This window comes from Roseibium sp. MMSF_3247 (assembly GCF_030733765.1).
In the GTDB taxonomy this organism is placed as follows: domain Bacteria; phylum Pseudomonadota; class Alphaproteobacteria; order Rhizobiales; family Stappiaceae; genus Roseibium.
In genome coordinates this window covers 81,671-105,227 of sequence record NZ_JASHII010000003.1, presented here as the reverse complement: position 1 = coordinate 105,227, position 23,557 = coordinate 81,671, and the positions used below count along the sequence as shown (strand labels likewise).

The following is a 23,557-nucleotide window of genomic DNA, read 5'->3' as shown; positions in this document are numbered from 1 at the left end:
GTAGAAACTTACCATTTACCGGTGTGATGAGAGTCCCGGCGGGCAAACGATCGTCAAACTGACACCGGTCTGCCGGTTTCGAGTGACTTAGCCGCCGCATCTGCCAGGATCTGCGCGCGCAGACCGTCCTCAATGCTGGGTGATGGCTCTCTTCCGTTGTTCAGACAGTCAATGAAGTGGGTGACTTCCGCCAGATAAGCCGCTTCATACCGCTCTAGAAAGAAATGCTGGGCAGGAGCTCTTGCAAAGCCAGTTTGGGTTGCCATCTCGACCGTGTTTTCCAGGATGTTTTCTGCCCTCAGCATGCCTTTTGAACCGTGCACTTCCAGACGCTGGTCATAGCCGTATGCTGCCCGCCGCGAGTTTGAAATCTGGCAGATCTTTCCGCTTTCCGTTGTCAGCGTGACTGCCGCGGTATCCACATCACCCGCCTTGCCAATTTCCGGATCGACCAGGGAGGAGCCAACCGCGAAGACCGTGACGGGCTCTTCGCCGAGGATAAACCGGGCCATGTCGAGGTCATGGATCATCATATCCCGGAACAGGCCGCCAGATGTTCTGATGTAGTCGATCGGCGGCGGGGAGGGATCGCGGGACAAAATGGTGACCAGCTCGACATCGCCAATGTCACCACCGGCAATCCGGCTTTGCAAGTGTGCAAAGTTGGGGTCGAACCGGCGATTGAAGGCCGTCAGGAACATGACGCCGTTTTCGTTGACCACCTCAACGCAGTCTCGCACCCGCACAGAGGACAGGTCGACCGGTTTTTCGCAGAAGATCGCTTTCTTCGCCCGTGCTGCCTGATGGATCAGGTCGTAGTGGGTCGTCGTTGGCGTGCCGATGATGACGGCGTCAATGTCATCGCTTTCGATGATGGCGGTGGCCTCACTCACCTCTGCGCCGGTTGTTGTCGCAAGCGCCTGAGCGGGTGCGTCGAACGCATCTGCCACCGCCACCAGCTTCGCGTCCGCAGACGCCTGAATGGCGCGTGCGTGCACCTGGCCGATGCGCCCGCATCCGAGCAAACCAAATCTCACCATTTCTTATTCCTTGGGCTCGTTCTTGGATGGGCCACCGAAGGCCTTGAGAACAGTGCGGGTCGCTGCGACCATCGGATCATGTGTTTCTGATAAGATCGTCACCCGGTCAAACCGGTCCGGATCGCGATTGACTGCGTCCCGCATCGCAGTTCCGAAGGCCTTTCGCAGCTCGGTACCGATGTTGAATTTGCAGATGTTCGTGTTTCTGGCGAGCTTTTGCCGCTGATCGACAGGGACACCGGAGCCCCCATGGATGACCAGCGGGACTGTGGTTCGCGCCTGGATCGCGCTGATGCGAGCCTCGTCCAGTCCGCCTTCCTTGTTTTCCTGAAGATGAACATTGCCGACCGAGATCGCCATGGCGTCCACGCCGCTGTCTACCGCGAATTTTTCAGCATCCGCAGGGTCCGTGCCTTCAGAAGCATCCCCTTGCGCATATCCGACAAAGCCGATTTCCCCCTCGCACGATATCCCGGCGGAGTGCGCTAGTTCCGCAATCCGCGCGGTTTCGTCGATGTTCTGGGAAAGCGGTTTGCGCGAGCCGTCATACATCAGCGATGTGAAACCACTGTCGAGCGCTTGCTGGCATTCCTCGAATGTGTAGCCGTGATCAAGATGTGCCACCACGGGAATGGTTGCCCCTTCCGCAAGATGCCGGAACATCGCCCCCAAAACGGGAAGAGGAGTGTGCTTGCGGCAAGAGGGGCCTGCCTGCAAGATCACCGGAACACCTTCTTCTTCGGCGGCGGCCACATAGGCGCGCATGTCTTCCCAGCCGAGCGTCACCAGACCGGCGACGGCATAACCGTCTTTCAAGGCCGGTTGAAGGACTTGGCTCAGTGTTGCCAGTGTCATTTGAACTTGGCCACCATGTCCTTGATCCCGGGGATCGTCTCGACCTGATAGGCATGGGTCGGTTGGAAATACTGCACCAGTGAACGTTGGCTAAGGCCGCCCAGAATTGTGAAGTAATACATCTCGTACCCGGGCATGACGGCGCAGGGGTGGTAACCCTTGTCGATCATGAAGGTCGAGCCGTCCATCAGCTGATAGGCTTCTCCGGGAACACCCTCTTCGCGCTGAAGGATCTGAACACCTGAGCCGTGTTTTGGCCGGAAGCGGAAGTTGTAGGTCTCGTCGTGCCGTGTTTCATGCGGCAGACGGTCGGTGTCGTGTTTGTGGGCCGGAAAGCCGGACCAGCCGCCCTGGCCAACGGTGAAAAGTTCGCTGACCAGCAAACGGCCCACCTTGCCGTGTTGTTTTTGTCCAAGGATGTGCTTGATCTTGCGGTGGGTCTTGGTGTCGTCCGAGCCGTACTGGACAAGGTCGATGCCATCGACGCGCACATCGAACGGCTCCAGCACTTCGTCGTACCTTGCGCCCGCGATGAATGTCTCCGTTTCATCGGAGGTGCAAATGATCGTCACCTTGGCCCCAACAGGGATGTAGACGCCTTCAGGCTCCCCGTCCCAGACATCTTCGCCGCGGTTGCCGAGCTTGTCGAATGTGACGCCCTCGACCTCAACGGTCACCGTACCGGTCGCAGGCACGATGCAGGTTTCATAGCCGGGCACCTGATAGTGGAACGCCTCGCCTTTCTTGAGCTTGACGATGTTGAAGTAGTTCAGCGGAACGGTCGGATTGTCGATGTCCACGATCGGCTTGTTCTGGTTGTCATGCGGCGCGATATGCATGGAATGGTCCTTTCAGACTGGATCAGCGGGCGAGAAATCGGGATCGAATTCACGCCTGAAGCTGTTCGCACTTAAAGTGGTCGAGCATCTTTGAGCGTTTTCATCAAAACGTCCGATGCTCTTGTGTCGGGCCAGGATGCGAGGTCAAGAAGGCCTCCAGCTCGGCTTTGTTCGGCATGGCGGGAGCGCAACCGGGTTTGGCAACAACAATAGATGCACAAGCGGACCCGCGGAGAATGGCTTCCTTGAGCTCAAAACCATCTGCGATGGACGTCATGAGGCCGCTCATGAAACTGTCGCCCGCGCCATTGGGTTTGAGAGCCTCAACGGGGTAGATGCCCGTTCTGAACTCGCCATCGCGGGTGATGGTGATCGCTCCAGCTTCACCCATCTTGTAGATCACCAGCTCGGCTGTTGTGCGCACGAGTTCCCGGGCTTTCTCCAGTCCCTTGTCATAATCTCCGGCCATGAAGCCAAACTCCTCGTCGTTGCCGACGATCATGTCGCATTGCGCGGCTGCACGCGACAGAACATCAGCGGCGACGTCGGCCGACGGCCAGGAGTAAGGCCGATAGTCGACATCAAAGATCAGGGGCAGGTTTGCAGCCTTTGCAAGGTCAAAGGCCTTGAAGGTCGCGCTTCGCGAAGGCTCTGCCGCAAAGACAGTGCCGGCGGTGATCAGCGCGCCATATTTTCCGTAATCAACGCGGCTTACATCGTGCTCATCCATTTGAAAGTCGGCTGCACCATTGCGGTAGATGACATTGCGGTGCCCTTCCACCACAGACTCGTAGAAAGCAAGCGAATTGCGGTATTCACCGCCAACAGGCGTGACGTGCTCCGTATCAACGCCGTAGTGCTTCAGCTGCCCAATGCAGTAGCTGCCAACGCTGTCGTCCGAGACCCGGGTCACCAGTGCAGCCTGGCCGCCAAGCTTGCAGATGCCGGCGCCTATATTGGCGGCTGATCCGCCGAGACCGACGCCGAGCCGCTCAGCATCTTCAGCCCGCACCCCGGCATCGGTGAAAAAGTCGATCCCGGCGCGTCCCACCACAACGAAATTGTTCCGGGCAATCGCTTCAAGAAGCATCAGACCCCCCGGCGCTGTTTCGGGCGCGTGGACTCCCAGTCCTCATGTGCAGCCCGCACATTGTCGCTCGATGTCACATGCGGGGTTCCAACCTCCCACCAAGTATGTCCTTCGGCTGTCCAGCCTTCATAGGCATCAACCTTCATGCAAATGACGTAGGTTTTATTGGCTGCCTTGGCCCGCTTGAAGGCCTCCCCAAGTTCACCCGGATTGGACACCGTTTCCGCGTGCGCGCCCATGGACGCAGCGTGGGCCTCAAAGTCGACGGCGAATGGTTCTGGAACGGTTGGACAATCCGCAATGAGATTGTTGAAGCTCTCATTGCCGGTGTTGTTTTGCAGTTTGTTGATTACCGCAAACCCGCCGTTGTCGAGCACCAGAACGATCAATTTTTTGCCGGTCAAAACGGATGAGTAGATATCCGAGTTCATCAGCAGATAAGAGCCGTCACCGGTAAAGATGATCGTGTCCTTGTCCGGTTCGCGCTCGGACTGGGCAATGCGTGCGCCCCAGCCACCGGCAATCTCGTATCCCATGCAGGAATAGCCAAATTCGACATCAACTGTGCCGATGTCGAGGGTTCTCCAATTGGCCGTTACTTCCGCCGGCAGGCCGCCGGCCGCGGCAACAACGCGATCCCGGGGATCGCAGAGTTCGTTGACCACACCAATTGCCTGGGCATAGGAGTTTGGACGATTGCCATAAGACACGTTGTCAGCAACGTATGCGTCCCAGGCTTTCCGTTCTTCACCCGCAGTCCCGGTCCAGTCCGAAGGTGTCTTGTAGTCCGCACAAGCCTCACCCAAGGCCAAAAGTCCGAGTTTTGCGTCGCCGACAACAGGGGTCGACATGTGTTTGCCAGCGTCATGGCGGGCTGCGTTGATCGAAATGAAACGGGCCTCGTGGGCAAAAGCGGTCCAGGATCCTGTGGTGAAATCCTGAAGGCGGGTGCCAATCGCAAGAATGACATCTGCTTGTTCCGCCAGATTGTTAGCGCTGTTTGATCCTGTTACGCCAATCGGGCCGGCGTTCAAGGGATGCGTTGCCAGGAGATTGGCGCGGCCAGCAATGGTCTCGACCACCGGGATCTGGTGCTTTTCCGCAAACGCCGTGAGTTCGCTGACCGCGCAACTGTATTGGACGCCGCCACCGGCAATGATCAGCGGGCGCTTGGCCGTCTTCAGCAGGGCTGCCGCATCGACAATTTCCCGCTCGTCGGGGGAACTCCGGCGGATGCGATGTACCCGCCGCTCAAAAAAGCTTTCCGGATAGTCATAGGTCCAGCCTTGCACATCCTGGGGAAGGCCGAGAAATGCAGGGCCGCAGTCGCCCGGATCCAGCATCGTCGCAAGAGCGGCGGGGAGCGACTGAATGACCTGCGCCGGATGCGTGATCCGGTCCCAATAGCGGGTTACCGCCTTGAACGCATCATTGACGCCAAGTGTCGGGTTGTTGAAGTGCTCAAGCTGCTGCAGCACCGGGTCGGGCAGGCGGGTGAGAAAGGCATCACCGCACAACATCAGCATGGGCAAGCGGTTGGCATGGGCCAGCGCGGCAGAACTGAGAAGGTTCGACGTGCCAGGGCCAGCACTGGCTGTGCAGAACATGAACCGCTGCCGCAGCCACTGCTTGGCGTAGGCGGCTGCAGCAAACCCCATGCTCTGCTCGTTTTGTCCACGATAGAGGGGTAGCTCTTCCTGGTGATTGTAAAGGGCCTCACCAAGGCAGGTCACGTTACCATGGCCGAAAATGCCAAAGCCGCCGCCGCAAATACGTATGTCCTTGCCGTCGACCTCGATAAACTGATTTGCCAGGTAGCGGACAATGGCCTGCGCAGTTGTGAGCTGAACCGTCTTGGAGCTCATCCAGGTCTCTCCCTGTAACGTGTTTTCTCGCAAGGCATTCGATTGATGCTTGCGCGTTGTTGGTTCTCAAGATACAAATTTTGCAACCGGTTGCAAATCTTTTTCGAAAGAGGCAAAACGAAAACCGGAAACGGGAGTGAGGCATGGCGGAAATCGGGATCGGTATCCTGGGCGGAGGCTACATGGGAAAGGCGCATGCCGTTGCCATGTCTGCCGTCGGTGCTGTTTTCAACACCGCGTTGCGGCCGCGGCTTGAAATGGTTGGTGCAAGTTCACTCGCGTCTGCTGAAAAGTATCGTGATGCCTTCGGTTTCAACCGCGCTGCCGCCAATTGGCAGGAGCTTGTCGAAGATCCAAGGGTCGAAGCGATTGTAATCGCATCCCCACAGTCCACTCACCGGGATATCGCCGAAGCCGCATTTTCGTTGAACAAGCCTGCTCTGTGCGAAAAGCCAATGGGCGCAAGCCTGGAGGATTCGGAGGCCATGGTCGCAGCTGCGGAGAAAAGCGGCTGTGTGAATATGGTCGCCTACAACTATATCCGCACGCCAGCGAGCCAGTACGCCCGCAAACTTATCGCAGATGGTGTCATTGGCGACATCACATGGTTTCGCGGTGAGCATACCGAGGATTTCTACGCGGACCCGAAAGCTCCGGCGTCCTGGCGCACAGAGGGTGATGCGAACGGAACCATGGGCGATCTCGCACCCCACATGATCAACGCTGCGCTTGCGCTGGTTGGCCCGGTGCGCAGCGTCATGGCGGAAATCGAACGGGTTCATGAAAATCGTCCTGGCGGCAAGGTAACGAACGACGACCACGGTCAGATGATGACGCGCTTCGAAAACGGAGCGATGGGACACATGTACTTCAGCCGGATCGCGACTGGCCGGAAGATGGGCTACGCCTACGAAATCACAGGAACAAAAGGGGCTATCCGTTTCGATCAGGAAGACCAGAATGCTCTTTGGCTGTATCTCATGGATGACAAGGAAGCGGACCGCGGATTCCGCAAGATCCTAACGGGCCCTGCGCATCCAGATTACGAACCCTTTTGCCAAGGTCCTGGGCACGGCACGGGCTATCAAGACCAGATCATTATTGAAGCCAAGGATTTTCTGGAGGCGATCCACTCGGGCACATCGGTATGGCCAACCTTCCGGGATGGTCTGGCCGTTAAACACATTGTGGAAGCGGCCATGGAATCCTCGCGGACCAAAAGCTGGCAACCCTTGGAAAGAACTTAAAATCACTGTTTGAAAGGCTCGCAAGATGAGCATTAGAATTGGCAATGCGCCGTGTTCATGGGGCGTTGAGTTTCCTGACGATCCACGCAATCCGGCCTGGAAGGCGGTGCTGGAGGAGTGCTCTGGAGCGGGATACAAGGGCATTGAACTGGGACCTGTCGGATTTATGCCGGAAGACCCTGCAGTCCTTTCGGAAGCCCTTGCGCAGTACGACCTGGAGCTGATTGGCGGCGTCGTGTTCCGGCCATTTCATGACCCGGATGCCTGGGAGAACGTTCTTGATGGAACGCACCGGACGGCCAAGGCGCTGGTGGCGCATGGCGCCCAGCATATGGTTCTGATCGACTCCATTTCCCCGCGTCGCGCCCCGACGGCTGGACGGCCAGAAGAAGCTGAGCAGATGGATGCTTCCGAATGGGCCGCTTATCGGGACCGTATCGCTGAAGCGGCCAAAATAGGCACCGAAGACTATGGCCTGACCGTCGGAATTCATGCGCACGCGGCTGGTTTCATGGACTTCGAGCCGGAACTTGAACGGCTGTTGGACGAGGTCGATGAGAAGTATCTGAAGATTTGTTTTGACACCGGCCACCATTCTTATGCCGGGTTTGACCCCGTCGCGTTCATGGAGCGCAACATCGGGCGTATCTCCTACGTGCACTTCAAGGACATCGACCCGAAAGTTAAGGCCGATGTGGTCGCCAAACGGACAGGCTTCTACGATGCCTGCGGGCAGGGCATCTTCTGCAATCTCGGCGACGGGGATGTCGACTTTCCAAAGGTGCGACAGATCCTTCTCGATAACGGGTTCCAGGGATGGTGCACTGTGGAGCAGGATTGCGACCCGACGCTCGATGTGTCGCCGATCAACGATGCTCGGGCGAACCGCGAGTACCTGGAATCCATCGGTTTCAATTGAGGGCAGGACCAATGGCACGATTGAATTGGGGCATGATTGGCGGCGGTGAAGGCAGCCAGATCGGACCAGCGCATCGGCTTGGGGCCGGGCTTGATGGCGCGTTTTCCTTTGTTGCAGGTGCGCTGGATCACCGGCCAGAAGCGGGCCGGGAATATGGTCAGCGGTTGGGGTTGGCGACTGATCGTGCCTATGGCGACTGGCGGGAAATGCTGGACGGCGAAAAGCGGCGCGACGACCGAGTCGATCTGGTCACAGTGGCAACTCCGAACGCAACCCATTTCGAAATCACCAAGGCTTTCCTTGAGAACGGGTTTCATGTCCTTTGCGAAAAACCGATGACCATGACGGTCGAGGAGGGTGAGGAAATTGTCCGGATTTCCAAAGGAACCGGGAACATCTGCGCGGTCAACTATGGCTATACCGGCTATTCACTGGTCCGGCATATGAGGGCCATGGTCGCGCGCGGAGATCTTGGAAAAATCCGTCTGGTCAAGGCGGAATTTGCACACGGGCACCATGCTGACGCGTCCGATGCTGACAACCCACGCGTTCGGTGGCGGTATGACCCGGCCCAGGCCGGGGTTTCGGCGCAATTCGCCGATTGCGGCATTCATGCGCTTCACATGGCGTCGTTTGTGGCGGGGCAGGAAGTGGAACGGTTATCCGCGGATACTGTGTCCTGCATTTCTAGCCGTGAGCTTGAAGATGATGCCATGGTGAACTTCCGAATGGACGGCGGAGCGGTTGGCCGGCTCTGGACGTCCTCTGTCGCGATTGGCCAGCAACACGGACTGACCCTTCAGATCTTTGGCGAAAAGGGCGGATTGCGGTGGTCCCAGGAGCAGCCCAACCAGCTCTACTGGATGCCGCTCAACGGTCGTTTAGAGATCATCGAGCGGGGGGAAGGGGGATTGTCGCCCGAGGCCGACAGGACATCGCGGGTAACCATCGGACATGCAGAAGGCATGCCGCTGGCATTCGCCAACATTTACACGGATCTCGCCGAAGCCATTCAGGCGCGGAAGGATGGGAGGGTTATGGATCCGGCTGCAGATCTTTATCCGCGGGCCGAAGATGGCCTGCGTTCAATGGCTGCGGTTTTTGCGGTCGCGGACAGCGGAAAACGGGAGGGCGTTTGGGTGGACGCCCGCCCGCCCATGTTCAGGTAAGCCTGCGATGCCTGCGTTTCTTGCGTCCGGTTTTATACAGTTAGGACACCGGGCGCAGGGTGCCGCGTTCGATCACTTCGCAAGGGAACAGCCGGGCTTCCGGATACCTGGCCGGGTCTTCGAGCATTGAGACAATCAGTTCCACAGAGGAATTGATGATTTGTTGAACCGGTTGGCGGATCGTCGTCAGATTGATGTTCTGCCAACCTGCCATTTCCATGTCGTTCAGGCCAATGATGCCGATATCGCCGGGAACATTCAGGCCGGCATCCTCAATCGCGCTCAACACCCCAATCGACAGAACATCATCGCCGCAAAAATAGGCTTCGGCGAGTGGGCGGATATCAAGAAGGCGCTGCATTTCCTCCCGGCCGGCCTCAAAGGAATAGGCCTTCGCGTAGCTCACTGTCATTTCCATGTCTGGATGCCGGGAAATCTCTTCGGAGAAGCCTTTGAATCTGTCCTGCGTAGATGTTGCCGTGTCTGGACCGCCGAGAAACGCGACATGCTTGTAGCCACGTTTGGCGAGTTCCAGTGCTGCCATCCGGCCGCATTCTACATTGTCGATGCCGACCACATGGAATTCAGGTGCGGTCGAATAACGTCCGAAGCTGTTCACCACAGGCACTCCGGCATCCTTGAAAGCCTTGGAAAACCCTGGTGGCAGGGTGGACGAGGCAACGACCACGCCGTCGACTGAGTACTGCCGGAGCATGCGCACGGATGCTTCCGGGTCGGTCTCATCGGACAGATTTACCAGAAGCGGCCGCAATCCCACGCCCTGAAGCTTGCGCGTAAACTGGTCGAAGACTTCCAGAAAGATCGGATTGTGAAAGTTGTTGGAAACCAGGCCGATTAGTTTTGTGCGTCTGGTGGTCAGTCCACGGGCCAGAATGTTCGGCGTATAGCCAAGCTTTGTGGCCGCTTTCTCAACTTTGCGGCGGGTCTTGTCTGAAACGGATGCGCCGTCAGTGAAGGTGCGCGATACCGCAGAGCGTGACACGCCTGCAAGTTCGGCAACTTCTTTCAAGGTAACGGTCATCGGTCCATCAATCCAAACAGTTAGATTAGGTGTCTTACCTCAACAGGCCTCAGCGATCAGTATGAATTTTCGATTTCCATTTTGCAACCGGTTGCAAAATGGGTCGGATCATGTTTTTCTGAAAATGAGAGAGGGCTTCAAGCCGCTCTTTGACCATGAAAATGGCAATCCTTGGGAGGAAGGAATGAAATCTACCCTTAAGTCGCTGCTGCTTGCCGCAGCGGTCATTGCTGCTCCGCTTGCCGGGGCTCAAGTCGCATCAGCCGAAGGTGAAAAGTATATTCTCGTCAGCCACGCGCCGGACAGCGACAGCTGGTGGAACACCATCAAGAACGGCATCGCCCTTGCCGGCGATCAGATGGGCGTTGAAGTCGAGTACCGCAATCCACCGACCGGTGACCTTGCGGATATGGCACGCATCATCGAGCAAGCCGCGGCTTCAGGGCCGAATGGTATCATCACGACATTGTCCGATCCGGACGTTTTGTCCGGGCCAATCAAGGACGCTGTGGCATCTGGCATTGATGTCATCATCATGAATTCCGGCACACCGGACCAGGCCCGTGAAGTCGGAGCCTTGATGTATGTCGGTCAACCGGAATATGACGCCGGCCATGCAGCGGGCCTGCGCGCCAAGGGAGATGGCGTGACAAGCTTCCTGTGTGTGAACCACTACATCAGCTCGCCGTCTTCGACTGAGCGCTGCCAGGGATTTGCGGATGGACTTGGTGTGGAGCTGGGTGATCAGATGATCGACAGCGGCCAGGATCCGGCTGAAATCAAGAACCGTGTTCTCGCTTACCTCAATGCTAACCCGGATACCGATGCCGTTTTGACGCTTGGTCCGACCAGTGCGGATCCGACCTTGCTGGCGCTGGATGAGAACGGCATGGCCGGCGACATCTACTTCGGTACATTCGACCTTGGTGAGAACATCGTTGAGGGCATCAAAAGCGGTGTCATCAACTGGGGGATCGATCAGCAACCGTTCCTGCAGGCTTACCTGCCGGTCGTGGTTCTGACTAATTACCATCGCTATGGCGTTCTGCCGGGCAACAACATCAACTCCGGCCCGGGTTTCGTGACCAAAGACGGGCTGACCCTCGTTGAGAAGTTTGCCGGCGAATACCGCTGATTTCCGTAGGTATAGGGTGGCGCGTTGCGCCGCCCTTTTTCACGAACATCAAATCAAAAAATTGAGCCGGGGAGGGCCACATGACCGAGGCCAACGTGGCAGCGACTGCTGATGAGCGGGTAAAGCAGCAATCCAGCTTGCAAAAAGCCCTTATCCGCCCGGAGCTCGGCGGGATTTGCGGCACGATAATCGTATTTGCCTTGTTTCTTATTTTTGCCGGCGACAGCGGTATGTTCAGCGCTCAAGGGGTGATGAACTGGTCAACTGTTTCCGCGCAATTCATGATCATTGCCGTTGGCGCCTGTCTTTTGATGATTGCAGGCGAGTTTGATCTGTCGGTCGGGTCTATGATCGGCTTTTCCGGCATGATGATCGCCATCTTTACAGTGACGCTTGAGTGGCCTGTTTGGCAGGCGATCCTTGCCACCTTTGTCATGGCGCTCGCGATCGGAGCGTTGAACGGGTACATCGTGGTACGCACCGGACTGCCGAGCTTCATCGTAACACTTGCATTTCTGTTTATCCTACGCGGCTTCACCATCTATCTACCGCAAATCATCGAGCGCAAGACCATCATCGGCGGGGTCGACCGTGCGGCCGAGGGCGACTGGTTCGCAGCCCTGTTCGGCGGCAAGATCTTGACCGGTTTTTTCGCTTGGATGGGCGACGCTGGCATCATCGATGTGTTTGAGCGCGGCTCGCGCGCTGGGCAGCCGGTTGTCGAAGGCATCCCAATGCTGATCGTCTGGGCGATCGCATTGGTCATCGTTGGCCACATTATTTTGACCCGCACCCAATTCGGAAACTGGATCTTTGCAGCGGGCGGCGATGCGCAAGCAGCGCGCTATGTGGGAGTTCCGGTCAACCGCGTCAAAATCCTGATGTTTATGTTCACAGCCTTTTGCGCCACTGTCTTTGCAACGTGCCAGGTCATGGAATTCGGGTCGGCCGGGGCTGACCGTGGCCTACTAAAGGAGTTTGAGGCCATCATTGCAGTCGTGATTGGTGGCGCACTCCTGACCGGCGGCTACGGGTCGGTGATCGGAGCCGCGCTGGGCGCCTTGATTTTTGGCGTGGTCCAGCAAGGGCTCTTCTTTGCAGGCGTAGAGAGTTCGCTATTCCGGGTGTTTCTCGGCGTGATTTTGCTCTTTGCGGTGATCCTGAACACCTACATCCGCCGCATCATCACAGGGGAGAGATAAGATGACGTCCTCGCACGCTCCCATCATTCAAATGCAGGGGATTGAGAAGCATTTCGGTTCGGTGATCGCGCTGGCCGGTGTCTCGGTCGACATTTATCCGGGCGAATGCCATTGCCTGCTCGGCGACAACGGTGCCGGCAAGTCGACATTCATTAAGACCATGTCCGGTGTTCACAAGCCGACAAAAGGGGAAATCCTCTTCGAGGGACGGCCAATGCATTTTGCCGATCCGAGAGATGCAATCTCGGCCGGTATTGCGACCGTGTATCAGGATCTCGCGATGATCCCGCTTATGTCTGTCAGCCGGAACTTCTTTATGGGCAATGAGCCGATCCGCCGCCTCGGTCCGCTGAAGCTTTTCGATCATGACTACGCGAACCGGGTCACCATGGAAGAGATGCGCAAGATGGGCATCAATCTGCGCGGTCCGGATCAGGCAGTTGGAACCTTGTCCGGAGGTGAACGCCAGACCGTTGCCATCGCGCGCGCAGTTCATTTCGGAGCCAAGGTCCTGATCCTTGATGAGCCAACGTCAGCGCTGGGTGTCCGTCAGACGGCAAATGTCCTTGCGACCATCGACAAGGTGCGCAAACAGGACATAGCGGTTGTTTTCATCACCCATAACGTCCGCCATGCGCTTGCCGTTGGAGACCGGTTCACGGTGCTGAACCGCGGTCAAACGCTGGGAACGGCGCAGCGCGGCCAGATCACCCCGGATGAACTCCAGGACATGATGGCTGGCGGGCAAGAACTGGTTGCCTTGGAGGATTCTTTAGGGGGAACAGTTTAGTAGCGGCAGTCCCGGTAATCGACCGGTGGCGGTCTTTCTAGGAGGCACTACGGTCCTAAAGATATGAGTGCAAGGCAGCTTGCACAAGCTCGTCGTGTTTTCAGTATCTTGTCCAGGCTCCGCATGTGCCGTTGATCGTAACCTTCGAGTTCATTCTGATCATTCTGTTCATTCAAGTTCATGATAAGAAGAGGTATCGGACGGGCTGCGAACGGCGGCGGGCGCTTTTTTACGGGGCAGTGGAGAATTCAGGCTCAAAACCAATCGATGTTTCAATCAATTTGGTCGCCCTCATAAATGAACCGCTCCAGGAGGTGATTAAAAATTTGGGGTTCCTCAAGATGAACAGCGTGAGCGCAGCCGGGAATGACAGCCAGACTGCTTTCGGGGACTGATTGCCAAAGGGTCTGTATTTGCGGCCAGGGATAGGTACGGTCCTGATCACCCCAGATGATCAATGTCGGGGCGCTTATGGAGCTTAGGGAGCGTTCTCCGGACCAATCGCGCATGGCTTCAAGGCCTGCCTGGATTGCGTCAGGGCTGCTGCATTCGGCGATTGCTGCGCACGCGGGATAGGCTTTGGCATTTTCGCGGTGCAGGAACCAGGTCGCAGAAATCCGGCGCGCCGTTGCTTGGGCACCGTCGTCTTTTGCCCGTTGCATGGACGTTTCGATCGGCTCAAACCGGCCCGGCAATAGACCAAGGGCTCCGGTGCTGTAAAGCACCAACCGCGCCACGCGATCTGGTGCCTGCCGGATCATATCCTGAACCACCATGCCTCCCATGGAATGCCCAAGAAGTAAAAAGCGCTCAACGCCCTGGTCCGTCAGCTCGTTCAGAACCCAGCGCGCCAATTTCTCAATGGAGTTTATTGGGGCCAGGTGCGCGTTTTTACCAAAGCCAGGAAGATCGACTGCGATCAACGGAACCGTGTTCTTCAAAGGGGACTGCGGTTCCCATTGATCACTCCCGCCCATGAAGCCATGGACCAGAACCAACGGGATCACTTGCGGGCCCCTTGTACAATGCGGTCCAGGATCATGGCGCAAAACAGGATGGAGAAACCGGCCAGAATACCTTGCCCGACGTTTGCGTATTGCAACGCTTCCAGGACGTCTTCACCAAGACCCTTGGCGCCGATTAGAGACGCAACCACCACCATGGCCAAGGACAGCATGATCGTCTGGTTGATGCCGGCTCGGATCGAGGGGCTTGCCAAGGGAAGGTCCACTTTCGTCAGCAAGTACCACTTGTTGGCGCCAAAGGCGATCGCCGCCTCACGCACACTTTCCGGAACGCCGCGCAGACCCAGTACGGTCAAACGCACAACTGGCGTGCCGCCGAAGATCATGGTGGTGACGACGGCCGCCGGTTTGCCTGTTCCAAAAAAAGCGATTACCGGGATCATGAAAACAAAGGCTGGCATCGTCTGCATGAAATCCATGATCGGCTGGATCACGGCATAAAACCGCGGCCGGCGCGCTGCGAACATCCCGAGCGGGATCCCGATCGCAATCGACAGGCAGGCCGCAGTGCCGAGCAAGGCCAGTGTCGTCATCGCCTTGTCCCAAAATCCGAGGAGGCCCATGTAGGCGAGGAACGCGCCGGACCAGATGGCTGTGCGGACGCCCGCCGTCAGCCATGTGAGGAGAATGATCAGGCTGGCGACCACAATCCAGGGCGTGCTGACAAAGACAAGCTCGAGAGTGTCGAGCAGCAACCGAATTCCATAGGTGATGGCGTCGAAGAGGGCCTCCCCGTTAGCGACACAGAAGGCAAAGAACCTTTCCACGGCATCAATGCTGACAAGACGAATATCCGGGTCGGTCGGGAAGGCGGACAAAAGTGAAAAGCGATCCGGAAAACTGTAGTGCAGGACAGACGCCAGCACGATGACAAACATGAAGACAGCGCTGAACGCGATCTGCGAGCCGGGCATCCCGGACCGGATCGTACTGTCAGACAGCCATTCGGAAAATCTTGACTCCAATGCCGAGTTCGCGACCACGGCTTCGACGGCCTTCACCAGAATGAGAAGTACCACGCCTGCAAGGGCGATCCAGATCCCCTGGTCGGCGAGTGCTTGGGCTTCTGCCCGAATGCCGCCGATGTTGGCTTCCAGAGACGCGACCGTGCGCTGATAGACCTCCACCTTGTCAGATCCGCTTTCAATCGCCGCGGCAAGCTGTTTGCGGCGCAGTTCCAGCGTGCCTTCGATAGACGCGATCCGTGCCATTGCCTCGGCGGCAAGGTCTCCGAACAGTCCCCGCGCGATTTGAACGATCGCCACTGTTTCAAGGATCAGGAAGGGCAGCGCCCAGGACCACAGCCCGCGAGCGCCAAACCAGACCGGGCCAAACAGCCCCGCCATGAGGTTCAGTGTCGGGGTGAAGCGGGATCGGGCGCCGATCCGGTTGAAATTCTCTATGTAATAGTCAGGGTTGGTGCGGACGAATTTGGCAATGTTTTGTCGCCGTTCTTCGTCATAGATTCGGGCCGCTTCGGCTTCGGCATCTTCTATCGAGGTGTTGAGCTGATCCATCATGATACCTCCGTCCCCTCGATCACCGTCCTCAAAATGTCGGCTCGTGTGATTACCCCAACAAGTGTGCCTTGGTCCTCAACCAGAATGGCATCGCCCGTATCGATAGCCATGTTGATCAGCGTACTGAGAGTTTCTCCCTCATCAACGCGCGGCGCGCCTTCCGGTACCGGCCCATGGTCGGTTTCGTATTCAGAGATTGGCCGCATTACAGCGTGCGCACGGACCACCTTGAGCCTTGAAATGCCGGCGACAAAGTCGGCCACATAATCATCGGCCGGATGCATCACAATGTCCTCGGCTGTGCCCATTTGCACGACGCGGCCGTCCCGCATGATCGCAATTCGGTCCCCGATGCGCACGGCTTCATCCAAGTCATGGGTGATGAACACCGTCGTTTTCTTCAAGATCTTGCTCAGCCGGATAAATTCGTCTTGCAGTTGCCGCCGGATAAGTGGATCCAGGGCACTGAACGGCTCATCCATCAGAAGCACATCCGGATTTGCTGCCAGGGCCCGCGCCAGTCCTACCCGCTGTTGCATTCCTCCTGAGAGCTCATGGGCATATTTTGCGCCCCAGGCGCCGAGCTCGACGATATCAAGAAAGGAAGCTGCTTGGCGCATCCGCTCGTTCTTGGGAACACCGCGGATTTCAAGCGGCATGGCAACATTATCGAGCACCGAACGGTGCGGCATCAGGGCAAAGTTTTGAAACACCATGCCGATCTTCCGGTTACGGAACGACTGCAGGTCTGCCGGTCCAAGCCCGACGACATCTGTTCCCTCGATCAGTATTTTCCCATCGGTCGGTTCCAGAAGGCGATTGAAGTGCCGTACCAGGGTTGACTTGCCGCTGCCTGACAAACCCATGATGCAGAAAATCTCACCCCGATTGATCGACAGGCTGACATCCGCGACACCCACAACCGCGTTCCACCGATCCAAAACCTCGGCTTTGGACAATCCTTCATCGCGGACCGCGGACAAGGCGGCGTCCGAGTTTGCGCCGAAGATTTTCCAGACATTGGAGATTTCAATGACGGTGTCGCCGTTCATATCTGGTCAGGTCCTGAATTGTTGACGCCAATTGCGATGCTAGAAAGCTGATGGTGCCGGCTGAGCCGGCACCATGAATATCAAGCTTGGCGGTTCAAAGACCCAGCCATTCATCAACCCGGTCCGGGTTTGCCTCGACCCATTCCTTCGCTACTTCTGCGGGCTCGCGGCCCTTGCCGCTGATCTCATATGCGAAATTGCTGACATCGTCGGCATTCAACGAAAAGTTGGCAAAAAACTCGGCTATCGCCGGGGATCTGTCCGCCAGGGAATTCGACCAGGCTATTTGGACCTTCTTCAAGGCATCTTTGGTGGCCACATTTGACTTGCTGAACCAGTCCGCGTCATCGGAGGGTTGAACCATGACATATTTCGCCGGGTCGTAAGCCGGCTCTGTCAGCATCTTGACGTCAAACATGTACCAGATGGCGTGTGGCTTATAGCAATAGAAAGCATAGCCTTCGCCCTTTGCAATGGAGTCCTTGACCCGTGCAGTCTTAACGCTCTCTTCTGCTCGGATTGGCTCGATGAAATCCATCAGGCCATAGTCGCGCACCTTGACTTCATTCACATTCGCAGAAGCCCAGCCGGGCGCGCCGATCCACATTTCTCCCTTGCCGTTGCCATCACTGTCCATCATTGCTGCAACGTCTGGGCGGCCAAGGTCGGCAATATCCGTGATGTTGTTGGCCTCACCAAAATCCTTGGAAACGCAGAAGCCCTGATTGCCTTCGTAAGGGTTTGAAGAAAGGGTCACCGTTCCCGCTTCATCGACATATTTCTTGGTAAAGCTCTCCTGATTTGGCAGCCAGACATCCGGGTGAACGTCAATGTCTCCCTTGCCCTGGTCCATAGCCTGGAAAATGGTCGCATTGTTGCCTGGGACCATTTCAGCCTTACCGCCAATCCGCATCTCCACCACAGCGCCCAAAAGGTGCGCTATCGCTTGAGCTCCGGTCCAGCTCGGGACACCAATCTTTACTTCCTCGGCCGCAAATGCGGGCAGCGTCATGACGCTGATTGCCGTGGCCAACGTGATGCTTTTTAAACTCGTGTTCATGTTCAACTCCTCTGGTGAAAGGTGCCGGTACTTTGCGGCTTTTTGTTCATCGGGCTCCGGTTTTTCCGGTTATCCCATGCTCCCAAGTATCTGATCTTCATAGGCGAACAGGGATGTCGAGCCGCCTGTGTGCAAAAAAAGGACATTGTCATCAGATGAGAAGAAGCCCTGCCTGATGAGGCCGATTAGGCCGGCCATGCCCTTGGCCGAATAGACCGGGTCCAGAAGGATCCCTTCCTGACGTGCGGTCAGGTGAATGGCCTCAAGGGTGGTTTCTGCTGGCAGGCCGTAGCCTTCTCCGACGTACCCATCGTCGACGAGGATTTTCTCTTTTTCGATGGAGGTGCCGCCCAGTTTTTCGAGTGTTTTTTCCGTTGTGGCATGCACGGCAGTGACTTGCCGCTCGTGTGGCTGGCGAACACTGACACCCATAACGGGGAGGTCGTATCCCAGAACGTGAAATCCTGCGACCAGGCCGGCTTGCGTGCCCGAGCTTCCCGTGCCCATGACCAGCCACTGAAAGGAGTGACCCGTTTCTGCGCACTGGTCCGCGATTTCCTGAGCGCAGCTGGCATAACCCAGAGCGCCGATTGCATTCGATCCTCCTCCGGGGATGAAGTAAGGCCGTCGGCCTTCCGCACGCAGACGCTCCGTGACGGCCTCCGCTTCCGCGTTCATGTCAAGGCCATCAGGGCGAAACTCGTAGGTGACGCCAAACAGCTTGTCGAGAAAGACATTCCCTGTCTCCTCGTAGGCGGGATCCCGGTCTGGGACACGGCGCTCCAAAAGAACGTGGCAATCCAGGCCCAATCGGCACGCAGCGGCAGCGGTTTGGCGGACATGATTGGATTGGACGGCACCTTGAGTAACGACCAAATCGGCGTCTACACGGAGAGCATCTCCCATCAAGAACTCGAGCTTGCGGGTTTTGTTGCCCCCTGTTGCAAGTCCGGTGCAATCATCTCGTTTGATGAACAGTTTGGGTCCATTCAGATGAGCCGTCAGGCGTGGCATTTCCTCAATCGGCGTTGGTTGGTGGCATAGGCTGATGCGTGGAAACTGCTCAAAATCAATACGTGGCTTGGTCTTGAAATTTATTGTGGCAACGGACATTGGCTCGACCTGCTTAGTTTTTCCTCACGATCAAGAATGAGGCAATAAAAAGTGGTCGTCCAATTTTATGGTTGCATTACATTATGCAATTTTTGCATGGTCCCGGTATGGATCTCTATCTTTTCCGGGACCTTCTTCGCCTGAGCCAGACCGGTAACTTCTCCCAGGCCGCACAACTGTGCAATCTGAGTCAGTCAGCATTCAGCCGACGCATTCGTTCGCTTGAAGCCTGGGTCGGCGTGACATTGGTCGATAGATCCCGTCAGCCCGTGCGATTAACACCGGCCGGGTTGCAGATGCTGGAAGCGGGCACACAGGCGCTGGACCGGGTCGAGCACGAACGGAGCCAGTTGCTTGAGGCCCAGTCCTTACCCGACAAGTATGTTGTGACTTTCGGCGCCCAGCATTCCATCGGATGGCGGTTTTATCCCACTTGGCTGCAGAGTTTTGAGGAAACTTATGGTCCTATCATGTCACGCCTTCGGGCGGACGATTTGCCAAACTGCCTGCGGGATCTGCAAAATGGCGATGTCGATTTTGTAATCGCTTATGAGAGTGCGCACGTCCGCTATTGTGACACTGGCCGCCGAATGGCACGCAGCAACGCACTGCCGCTTGAGACTCTGAAAATCGGTCAGGACACGTTGATCCCAGTGTCGAAACCGACGCCTGACGGTGCCCCGCTCTTCGATCTGAATTCAGGCCTTTTAGAATTGCCGTTTCTACGCTTTGGTGACGAGGCGCCAATCGGCCAACACCTTGGGTCTTTGTTCCGGCAAGAAAAATTCCAGGACCGTTTGCGGGTCGTTTATGAAAACGCCATGGCAGGTGCATTAAGGATCCGCGCGCGCGACGGGATGGGGGTCGCCTGGTTGCCTGAAACCCTTGTCGCACAGGATATCCGGTCCGGAGCACTGGTGCAGACTGGGCGGCCTGAATGGTCTGTTCCATTGGAAATCACGTTGTTCCGGAATGACAAGCACACCAATCGACTGACCCGCTCAATATGGTCTTTTTTGGAGACGCGACATCCGATTATGTAGTGGCCGGTTGCCGCTACTTCTTATGTCTACAGAACCTGGAAGGCAGCGGCTTCTTAGAGCTTCCCATGTCTCACAGTATCCGAAGAAGGGTACCTACAGAACAGCACTCTAAGCTTGTTGTTTTGCCGACGGCGTCAAGCTCCGACTGCCATGCCTATGTAACTCTGATCTCCATCAGATCCTCAGGCATTTGCCGAAGCTGTCCTTCTTCAACAATATCGTTCTGGCCCGATCCATTGGGCATCTGAATAGCGATCGCCGTGGGCCCATCCAACTGGGAGAACGGTTTCGATACGGTCCAGATCAGCTGCGGAGAGGACGAGGGATGCCCCGGATACGCATTCCTTCAAGTGATCTACTGATCGTGTGCCCGGGATCGGGATCACATGCGCTCCGCGTGTCAAAAGCCAAGCATTGGCTAGACCCGCCGCTGTTGTGCCCATCTCAGCTGCGAGGTTCTGAAAATCCTCCAAGATCCTGAGATTTTCTGAAAGGTTTGGCTCCATAAAACGCGGGTTTCCGGCGAGAAATGGCAGATCTGGAATGCGGTCGCTTGGGATCGGGTTGTCCGTCAACAGCGAGCGGCCAACCGGAGAAAAGGCAACCATGGCCACCCCGAGTTCAGCGCAGGTTTGAACCAGTCCGAGGTCTGGAAACCGGGTTGAAAGGGAATACTCCGATTGCACGGCGGCAATTGGAAAGGCTTTCATGGCGCGCCGCAGGGTCGATGGTGCCACTTCCGACAAGCCGATTGCGCGGGCTTTGCCCTTTTCTACCAGCCGGCCAAGATTGATAGCCGTTTCTTCCGGGCTGAAGCGTGGATCACGGCGATGGGCGTAGAACAGGTCCACGTACTCCAGACCGAGCCGCTTTAGAGACTTGTCCAGTTCACTTTCCAGGTGCTCTGCCGAATTGTCGAAACTCCGGTTCCCATCTGGATCGCGGGTGATGCTGGCTTTAGTTGCGATAACAAATTCGTCCCGCGTGCCGGGATTGGCTTTCAGATAAGTGCCAATCGCCGTTTCCGATTTCCCCATGCCGTAGACATTTGCGGTGTCCAGGTGAGTTACACCAAGGTCACGGCAGGCGTCGAGAATGGCATGGCTTTCTCTTTCATTCGTTGGTCCGTACATGTCGGAGAACGACATGGCTCCAAAACCGATTGCGCCTATTTCCGGCCCATTGGCCCCCAGTTTCCGTTTTTCCACTTTGCCCTATCCCCACTCGAAACCCCGACTTGGCCTTTTTAAGCGCTTGTCTTGAAAGATCAAAGATCTGGATCTTGGTAATGGGCTCATTCAGCGAGATCCCGCATAACCGTAATCAGATCTGACTTGCCCTCAAATCCGATGCCGGGCAGTTCAGGCATGATGATATGTCCATCAATCACATCAACTCCGTCTGGAAATCCGCCGTAGGGTTGAAAGAGATCCGGGTAACTTTCGTTGCCGCCAAGACCCAGCCCTGCCGCGATGTTCAGCGACATCTGATGTCCGCCATGGGGGATGCATCGCGCTGGTGACCAGCCGTGCTCCCGCAATACGTCGAGCGTGCGGAGATACTCCACGAGGCCATAGGACAATGCGCAATCGAATTGCAGCCAGTCACGGTCGGGGCGCATGCCGCCATACCGCAACAAGTTGCGAGCATCCTGGTGGGAGAACAGGTTCTCTCCGGTTGCCATCGGTGCCGGGTAAAACTCGGTCATTGCCGCCTGAAGCTGGTAGTCCAGTGGATCACCGATCTCCTCATACCAAAACAACGGATAGCGCCGCAGCATCTTGGCGTAGGCAATCGCCGTTTCCAGATCGAACCGGCCATTCGCGTCAACGGCGAGTTGGGCATCGCCTTCAATCTCATTGAGTACGGATTCGATCCGGCGTTGGTCTTCTTCAATCGATGCACCGCCGATCTTCATTTTTACAACGGTGTAACCCCGATCAACGTAGCTGCGCATTTCCGCGCGCAACGCAGCATCATCCTTTCCGGGGTAGTAGTATCCACCCGCTGCATAAACGAAGACCTTTGGATCGGCTTGACGCCCTTTTTGGTTTGCAAGCAAGCGGAAAAGCGGCTTTTCCTCGATCTTCGCAACCGCGTCCCAAACCGCCATGTCGATCGTGCCGACAGCAACAGATCGTTCTCCATGGCCTCCAGGCTTTTCATTTTGCATCATCGTTGCCCAGATGGCATGAGGATCGAAGTTGGTGCCGTCTTGGTTGAGGAGTTGTTTTGGCTCGGCCTCGAGAATGCGGTTGCGGAAACGCTCGCGGATCAGTCCGCCCTGTCCATAGCGGCCATTTGAATTGAAACCGTATCCGACGACGCGCCTGCCATTCCGTTCGACATCTGTGATGACGGCCACAAGGCTCGCGGTCATTTTGCTGAAATCAATGTAAGCATTTCTGATCGGCGAAGAGATTGGCTTGGTCACTTCTCGGATATCGACGATGCGCAATTGAGATCTCCCTGTCCTTGAATACGCGGGTGGCCTGGCCGGTCTGGCCTTGGTCGCCTTTGATGTACCGGTTTATATGGGTCGGTCGCCAACGCGGGGGATGAGGAGGGAAGCGCAATTGGAAAAAAAAGTTGTTGTTTCAGAGTTCATGGATGAAGCCGCCCTTCAGAAATTCGGGCCTGCATTCCAAGTGTTCTATGATCCGTCGTTGGTTGATGATGAAGAAAGGCTGTTTCAGAAACTTGCTGATGCCGACGCCTTGATCGTGCGGAACCGGACGCAGGTCAGCGCTCGCCTCCTGGATGCCGCGCCAAATTTGCGTGTGATTGGTCGGCTGGGCGTGGGGCTGGAGAATATCGACCTTGAGGAGTGCACCAAAAGGGGTGTCAGTGTCAGACCCGCGACCGGTGCCAACACGCAATCGGTCGTGGAGTATGTTTTTGGGGCTATGCTGTTTTTGCGGCGCGGTGCCTTCACCTCAAATCAGCAAATGCTGGATGGGAATTGGCCTCGCACTGCACTTGGTGCGGGCGGCGAAGTCCAGGGGCTGACGCTCGGCCTCGTTGGGTTTGGTGAAATTGCTCAGGCAGTCGCTCAGGTTGGGCGTGCATTTAGCATGAACATCATCGCCTTCGATCCTTACCTCGCCGATACGGACCCTGCGTGGACCCACGTCCAATCCTGCGATCTTGAGAACCTTCTCGCAAGAGCAGACGTCGTGTCCTTGCACGTTCCGTTGACCCCTGCCACGGATGGGCTGATTGGTGCGAGCGAGCTCTCAAAGATGAAATCCAGTGCGTTGCTCATCAACACGGCGCGCGGTGAAATTGTAGACGAACACGCGCTTGCCACCGCACTGAAGGCGGGGCGGTTGGCTGGGGCCGCAATAGATGTATTTGCACAGGAGCCCCTCGACGGTGCCGCAGCCGCCGGCTTCAAGGACTGTCCAAATCTTATTCTGACACCGCATATTGCCGGTGTAACGAGGCAGGCGAATGTACGTGTCAGTCAGGTGACTGTAGAAAATGTATTGAAAGCTTTGACCGAAGAAGGAACATGATTTTTTCCGGCTCCCTTACGTAAAAACACGTGA

Annotated in this window: 21 protein-coding genes; 8 read left to right on the top strand and 13 right to left on the bottom strand. The window is 56.7% G+C overall.

All coding sequences use genetic code 11. The annotated features are described in order from the left end of the window. Positions 1-53: 53 nt before the first annotated feature. From iolG to iolD, 5 genes are all read right to left on the bottom strand, one after another. Positions 54-1,040, bottom strand: a complete 987-nt coding sequence (gene iolG, locus RBB44_RS10885) for an inositol 2-dehydrogenase (RefSeq protein ID WP_306147407.1) — start codon at positions 1,038-1,040, stop codon at positions 54-56. Between the two features lie 3 nt (positions 1,041-1,043). Further along, entirely contained in the window at positions 1,044-1,895 is an 852-nt protein-coding gene (locus tag RBB44_RS10880) for a class II fructose-bisphosphate aldolase (protein ID WP_306147406.1), read from the bottom strand. Next, on the bottom strand, positions 1,892-2,734 hold the full coding sequence (locus RBB44_RS10875) for a 5-deoxy-glucuronate isomerase (RefSeq protein ID WP_306147405.1): 843 nt from the start codon (positions 2,732-2,734) through the stop codon (positions 1,892-1,894). Before RBB44_RS10875 ends, RBB44_RS10880 begins: the two co-directional genes overlap by 4 nt. A gap of 103 nt (positions 2,735-2,837) precedes the next feature. Next, the gene (iolC, locus tag RBB44_RS10870) at positions 2,838-3,824 is read right to left on the bottom strand and encodes a 5-dehydro-2-deoxygluconokinase (RefSeq protein ID WP_306147404.1); all 987 of its coding nucleotides are present in this window, start codon (positions 3,822-3,824) and stop codon (positions 2,838-2,840) included. Next, positions 3,824-5,689, bottom strand: coding sequence for a 3D-(3,5/4)-trihydroxycyclohexane-1,2-dione acylhydrolase (decyclizing) (iolD, locus tag RBB44_RS10865; protein ID WP_306147403.1), 1,866 nt, complete (start codon positions 5,687-5,689; stop codon positions 3,824-3,826). Before iolD ends, iolC begins: the two co-directional genes overlap by 1 nt. Before the next feature lie 143 nt (positions 5,690-5,832). Between iolD and RBB44_RS10860 the strand changes: the two genes are divergently transcribed. The 3 genes from RBB44_RS10860 to RBB44_RS10850 are packed head-to-tail and all read left to right on the top strand — an operon-like array spanning position 5,833 to position 9,024. Continuing rightward, on the top strand, positions 5,833-6,936 hold the full coding sequence (locus RBB44_RS10860; RefSeq protein WP_306147402.1) for a Gfo/Idh/MocA family protein: 1,104 nt from the start codon (positions 5,833-5,835) through the stop codon (positions 6,934-6,936). Between the two features lie 25 nt (positions 6,937-6,961). After that, positions 6,962-7,855 (top strand): TIM barrel protein, encoded by an 894-nt coding sequence (locus tag RBB44_RS10855; RefSeq protein ID WP_306147401.1) that lies wholly within the window; start codon positions 6,962-6,964, stop codon positions 7,853-7,855. Positions 7,856-7,866: 11 nt separating this feature from the next. Further along, positions 7,867-9,024 carry a Gfo/Idh/MocA family protein gene (locus tag RBB44_RS10850; protein WP_306147400.1) on the top strand — a complete coding sequence of 386 codons (1,158 nt, stop codon included), beginning with the start codon at positions 7,867-7,869 and terminating at the stop codon, positions 9,022-9,024. Positions 9,025-9,064: 40 nt separating this feature from the next. Here RBB44_RS10850 and RBB44_RS10845 read toward each other — a convergent pair whose 3' ends face one another. Further along, entirely contained in the window at positions 9,065-10,066 is a 1,002-nt protein-coding gene (locus tag RBB44_RS10845; RefSeq protein WP_306147399.1) for a LacI family DNA-binding transcriptional regulator, read from the bottom strand. Positions 10,067-10,250: 184 nt separating this feature from the next. Here RBB44_RS10845 and RBB44_RS10840 point away from each other — a divergent pair, with 184 nt between their 5' ends. The 3 genes from RBB44_RS10840 to RBB44_RS10830 all read left to right on the top strand — a co-directional run bounded on the left by RBB44_RS10840 (position 10,251) and on the right by RBB44_RS10830 (position 13,193). Then, the gene (locus tag RBB44_RS10840) at positions 10,251-11,201 is read left to right on the top strand and encodes a sugar ABC transporter substrate-binding protein (protein ID WP_306147398.1); all 951 of its coding nucleotides are present in this window, start codon (positions 10,251-10,253) and stop codon (positions 11,199-11,201) included. A gap of 80 nt (positions 11,202-11,281) precedes the next feature. After that, positions 11,282-12,403: an ABC transporter permease gene (locus RBB44_RS10835; protein WP_133953285.1), complete on the top strand. Its 1,122-nt coding sequence runs from the start codon at positions 11,282-11,284 to the stop codon at positions 12,401-12,403. Between the two features lie 31 nt (positions 12,404-12,434). Next, the gene (locus RBB44_RS10830) at positions 12,435-13,193 is read left to right on the top strand and encodes an ATP-binding cassette domain-containing protein (protein WP_371932249.1); all 759 of its coding nucleotides are present in this window, start codon (positions 12,435-12,437) and stop codon (positions 13,191-13,193) included. Positions 13,194-13,465: 272 nt separating this feature from the next. Here RBB44_RS10830 and RBB44_RS10825 read toward each other — a convergent pair whose 3' ends face one another. From RBB44_RS10825 to RBB44_RS10805, 5 genes are all read right to left on the bottom strand, one after another. Further along, positions 13,466-14,200, bottom strand: coding sequence for an alpha/beta fold hydrolase (locus tag RBB44_RS10825; RefSeq protein ID WP_306147396.1), 735 nt, complete (start codon positions 14,198-14,200; stop codon positions 13,466-13,468). Beyond that, the gene (locus tag RBB44_RS10820; RefSeq protein WP_306147395.1) at positions 14,197-15,738 is read right to left on the bottom strand and encodes an ABC transporter permease subunit; all 1,542 of its coding nucleotides are present in this window, start codon (positions 15,736-15,738) and stop codon (positions 14,197-14,199) included. Before RBB44_RS10820 ends, RBB44_RS10825 begins: the two co-directional genes overlap by 4 nt. Next, on the bottom strand, positions 15,735-16,790 hold the full coding sequence (locus tag RBB44_RS10815) for a glycine betaine/L-proline ABC transporter ATP-binding protein (RefSeq protein WP_306147394.1): 1,056 nt from the start codon (positions 16,788-16,790) through the stop codon (positions 15,735-15,737). The genes RBB44_RS10820 and RBB44_RS10815 overlap by 4 nt, the downstream gene beginning before the upstream one ends. Positions 16,791-16,884: 94 nt before the next feature. Further along, positions 16,885-17,850, bottom strand: coding sequence for a glycine betaine ABC transporter substrate-binding protein (locus RBB44_RS10810; RefSeq protein WP_133953293.1), 966 nt, complete (start codon positions 17,848-17,850; stop codon positions 16,885-16,887). Positions 17,851-17,919: 69 nt separating this feature from the next. After that, positions 17,920-18,963 (bottom strand): D-cysteine desulfhydrase, encoded by a 1,044-nt coding sequence (locus RBB44_RS10805; RefSeq protein ID WP_306147393.1) that lies wholly within the window; start codon positions 18,961-18,963, stop codon positions 17,920-17,922. A 107-nt stretch (positions 18,964-19,070) separates the two neighbouring features. On the opposite strand from RBB44_RS10805, the gene RBB44_RS10800 reads away from it, so the two are divergent. Next, positions 19,071-20,006: a LysR family transcriptional regulator gene (locus tag RBB44_RS10800; RefSeq protein WP_306147392.1), complete on the top strand. Its 936-nt coding sequence runs from the start codon at positions 19,071-19,073 to the stop codon at positions 20,004-20,006. Positions 20,007-20,215: 209 nt separating this feature from the next. Here the strand turns inward: RBB44_RS10800 and RBB44_RS10795 are convergent, their stop codons facing one another. Both RBB44_RS10795 and RBB44_RS10790 read right to left on the bottom strand, forming a co-directional pair. After that, positions 20,216-21,214, bottom strand: a complete 999-nt coding sequence (locus RBB44_RS10795; RefSeq protein WP_306147391.1) for an aldo/keto reductase — start codon at positions 21,212-21,214, stop codon at positions 20,216-20,218. Between the two features lie 86 nt (positions 21,215-21,300). After that, positions 21,301-22,464 (bottom strand): mandelate racemase/muconate lactonizing enzyme family protein, encoded by a 1,164-nt coding sequence (locus tag RBB44_RS10790; RefSeq protein ID WP_306147390.1) that lies wholly within the window; start codon positions 22,462-22,464, stop codon positions 21,301-21,303. A 148-nt stretch (positions 22,465-22,612) separates the two neighbouring features. Between RBB44_RS10790 and RBB44_RS10785 the strand changes: the two genes are divergently transcribed. After that, positions 22,613-23,524: a hydroxyacid dehydrogenase gene (locus RBB44_RS10785; protein WP_306147867.1), complete on the top strand. Its 912-nt coding sequence runs from the start codon at positions 22,613-22,615 to the stop codon at positions 23,522-23,524. Positions 23,525-23,557: the final 33 nt, after the last annotated feature.

Bases quoted from the DNA above. Each gene is read 5' to 3' on its own strand.
- iolG (WP_306147407.1), bottom strand. From the start codon at position 1,040: ATGGTGAGATTTGGTTTGCTCGGATGCGGGCGCATCGGCCAGGTGCAC.
- RBB44_RS10880 (WP_306147406.1), bottom strand. From the start codon at position 1,895: ATGACACTGGCAACACTGAGCCAAGTCCTTCAACCGGCCTTGAAAGAC.
- RBB44_RS10875 (WP_306147405.1), bottom strand. From the start codon at position 2,734: ATGCATATCGCGCCGCATGACAACCAGAACAAGCCGATCGTGGACATC.
- iolC (WP_306147404.1), bottom strand. From the start codon at position 3,824: ATGCTTCTTGAAGCGATTGCCCGGAACAATTTCGTTGTGGTGGGACGC.
- iolD (WP_306147403.1), bottom strand. From the start codon at position 5,689: ATGAGCTCCAAGACGGTTCAGCTCACAACTGCGCAGGCCATTGTCCGC.
- RBB44_RS10860 (WP_306147402.1), top strand. From the start codon at position 5,833: ATGGCGGAAATCGGGATCGGTATCCTGGGCGGAGGCTACATGGGAAAG.
- RBB44_RS10855 (WP_306147401.1), top strand. From the start codon at position 6,962: ATGAGCATTAGAATTGGCAATGCGCCGTGTTCATGGGGCGTTGAGTTT.
- RBB44_RS10850 (WP_306147400.1), top strand. From the start codon at position 7,867: ATGGCACGATTGAATTGGGGCATGATTGGCGGCGGTGAAGGCAGCCAG.
- RBB44_RS10845 (WP_306147399.1), bottom strand. From the start codon at position 10,066: ATGACCGTTACCTTGAAAGAAGTTGCCGAACTTGCAGGCGTGTCACGC.
- RBB44_RS10840 (WP_306147398.1), top strand. From the start codon at position 10,251: ATGAAATCTACCCTTAAGTCGCTGCTGCTTGCCGCAGCGGTCATTGCT.
- RBB44_RS10835 (WP_133953285.1), top strand. From the start codon at position 11,282: ATGACCGAGGCCAACGTGGCAGCGACTGCTGATGAGCGGGTAAAGCAG.
- RBB44_RS10830 (WP_371932249.1), top strand. From the start codon at position 12,435: ATGCAGGGGATTGAGAAGCATTTCGGTTCGGTGATCGCGCTGGCCGGT.
- RBB44_RS10820 (WP_306147395.1), bottom strand. From the start codon at position 15,738: ATGATGGATCAGCTCAACACCTCGATAGAAGATGCCGAAGCCGAAGCG.
- RBB44_RS10815 (WP_306147394.1), bottom strand. From the start codon at position 16,790: ATGAACGGCGACACCGTCATTGAAATCTCCAATGTCTGGAAAATCTTC.
- RBB44_RS10810 (WP_133953293.1), bottom strand. From the start codon at position 17,850: ATGAACACGAGTTTAAAAAGCATCACGTTGGCCACGGCAATCAGCGTC.
- RBB44_RS10805 (WP_306147393.1), bottom strand. From the start codon at position 18,963: ATGTCCGTTGCCACAATAAATTTCAAGACCAAGCCACGTATTGATTTT.
- RBB44_RS10800 (WP_306147392.1), top strand. From the start codon at position 19,071: ATGGATCTCTATCTTTTCCGGGACCTTCTTCGCCTGAGCCAGACCGGT.
- RBB44_RS10785 (WP_306147867.1), top strand. From the start codon at position 22,613: ATGGATGAAGCCGCCCTTCAGAAATTCGGGCCTGCATTCCAAGTGTTC.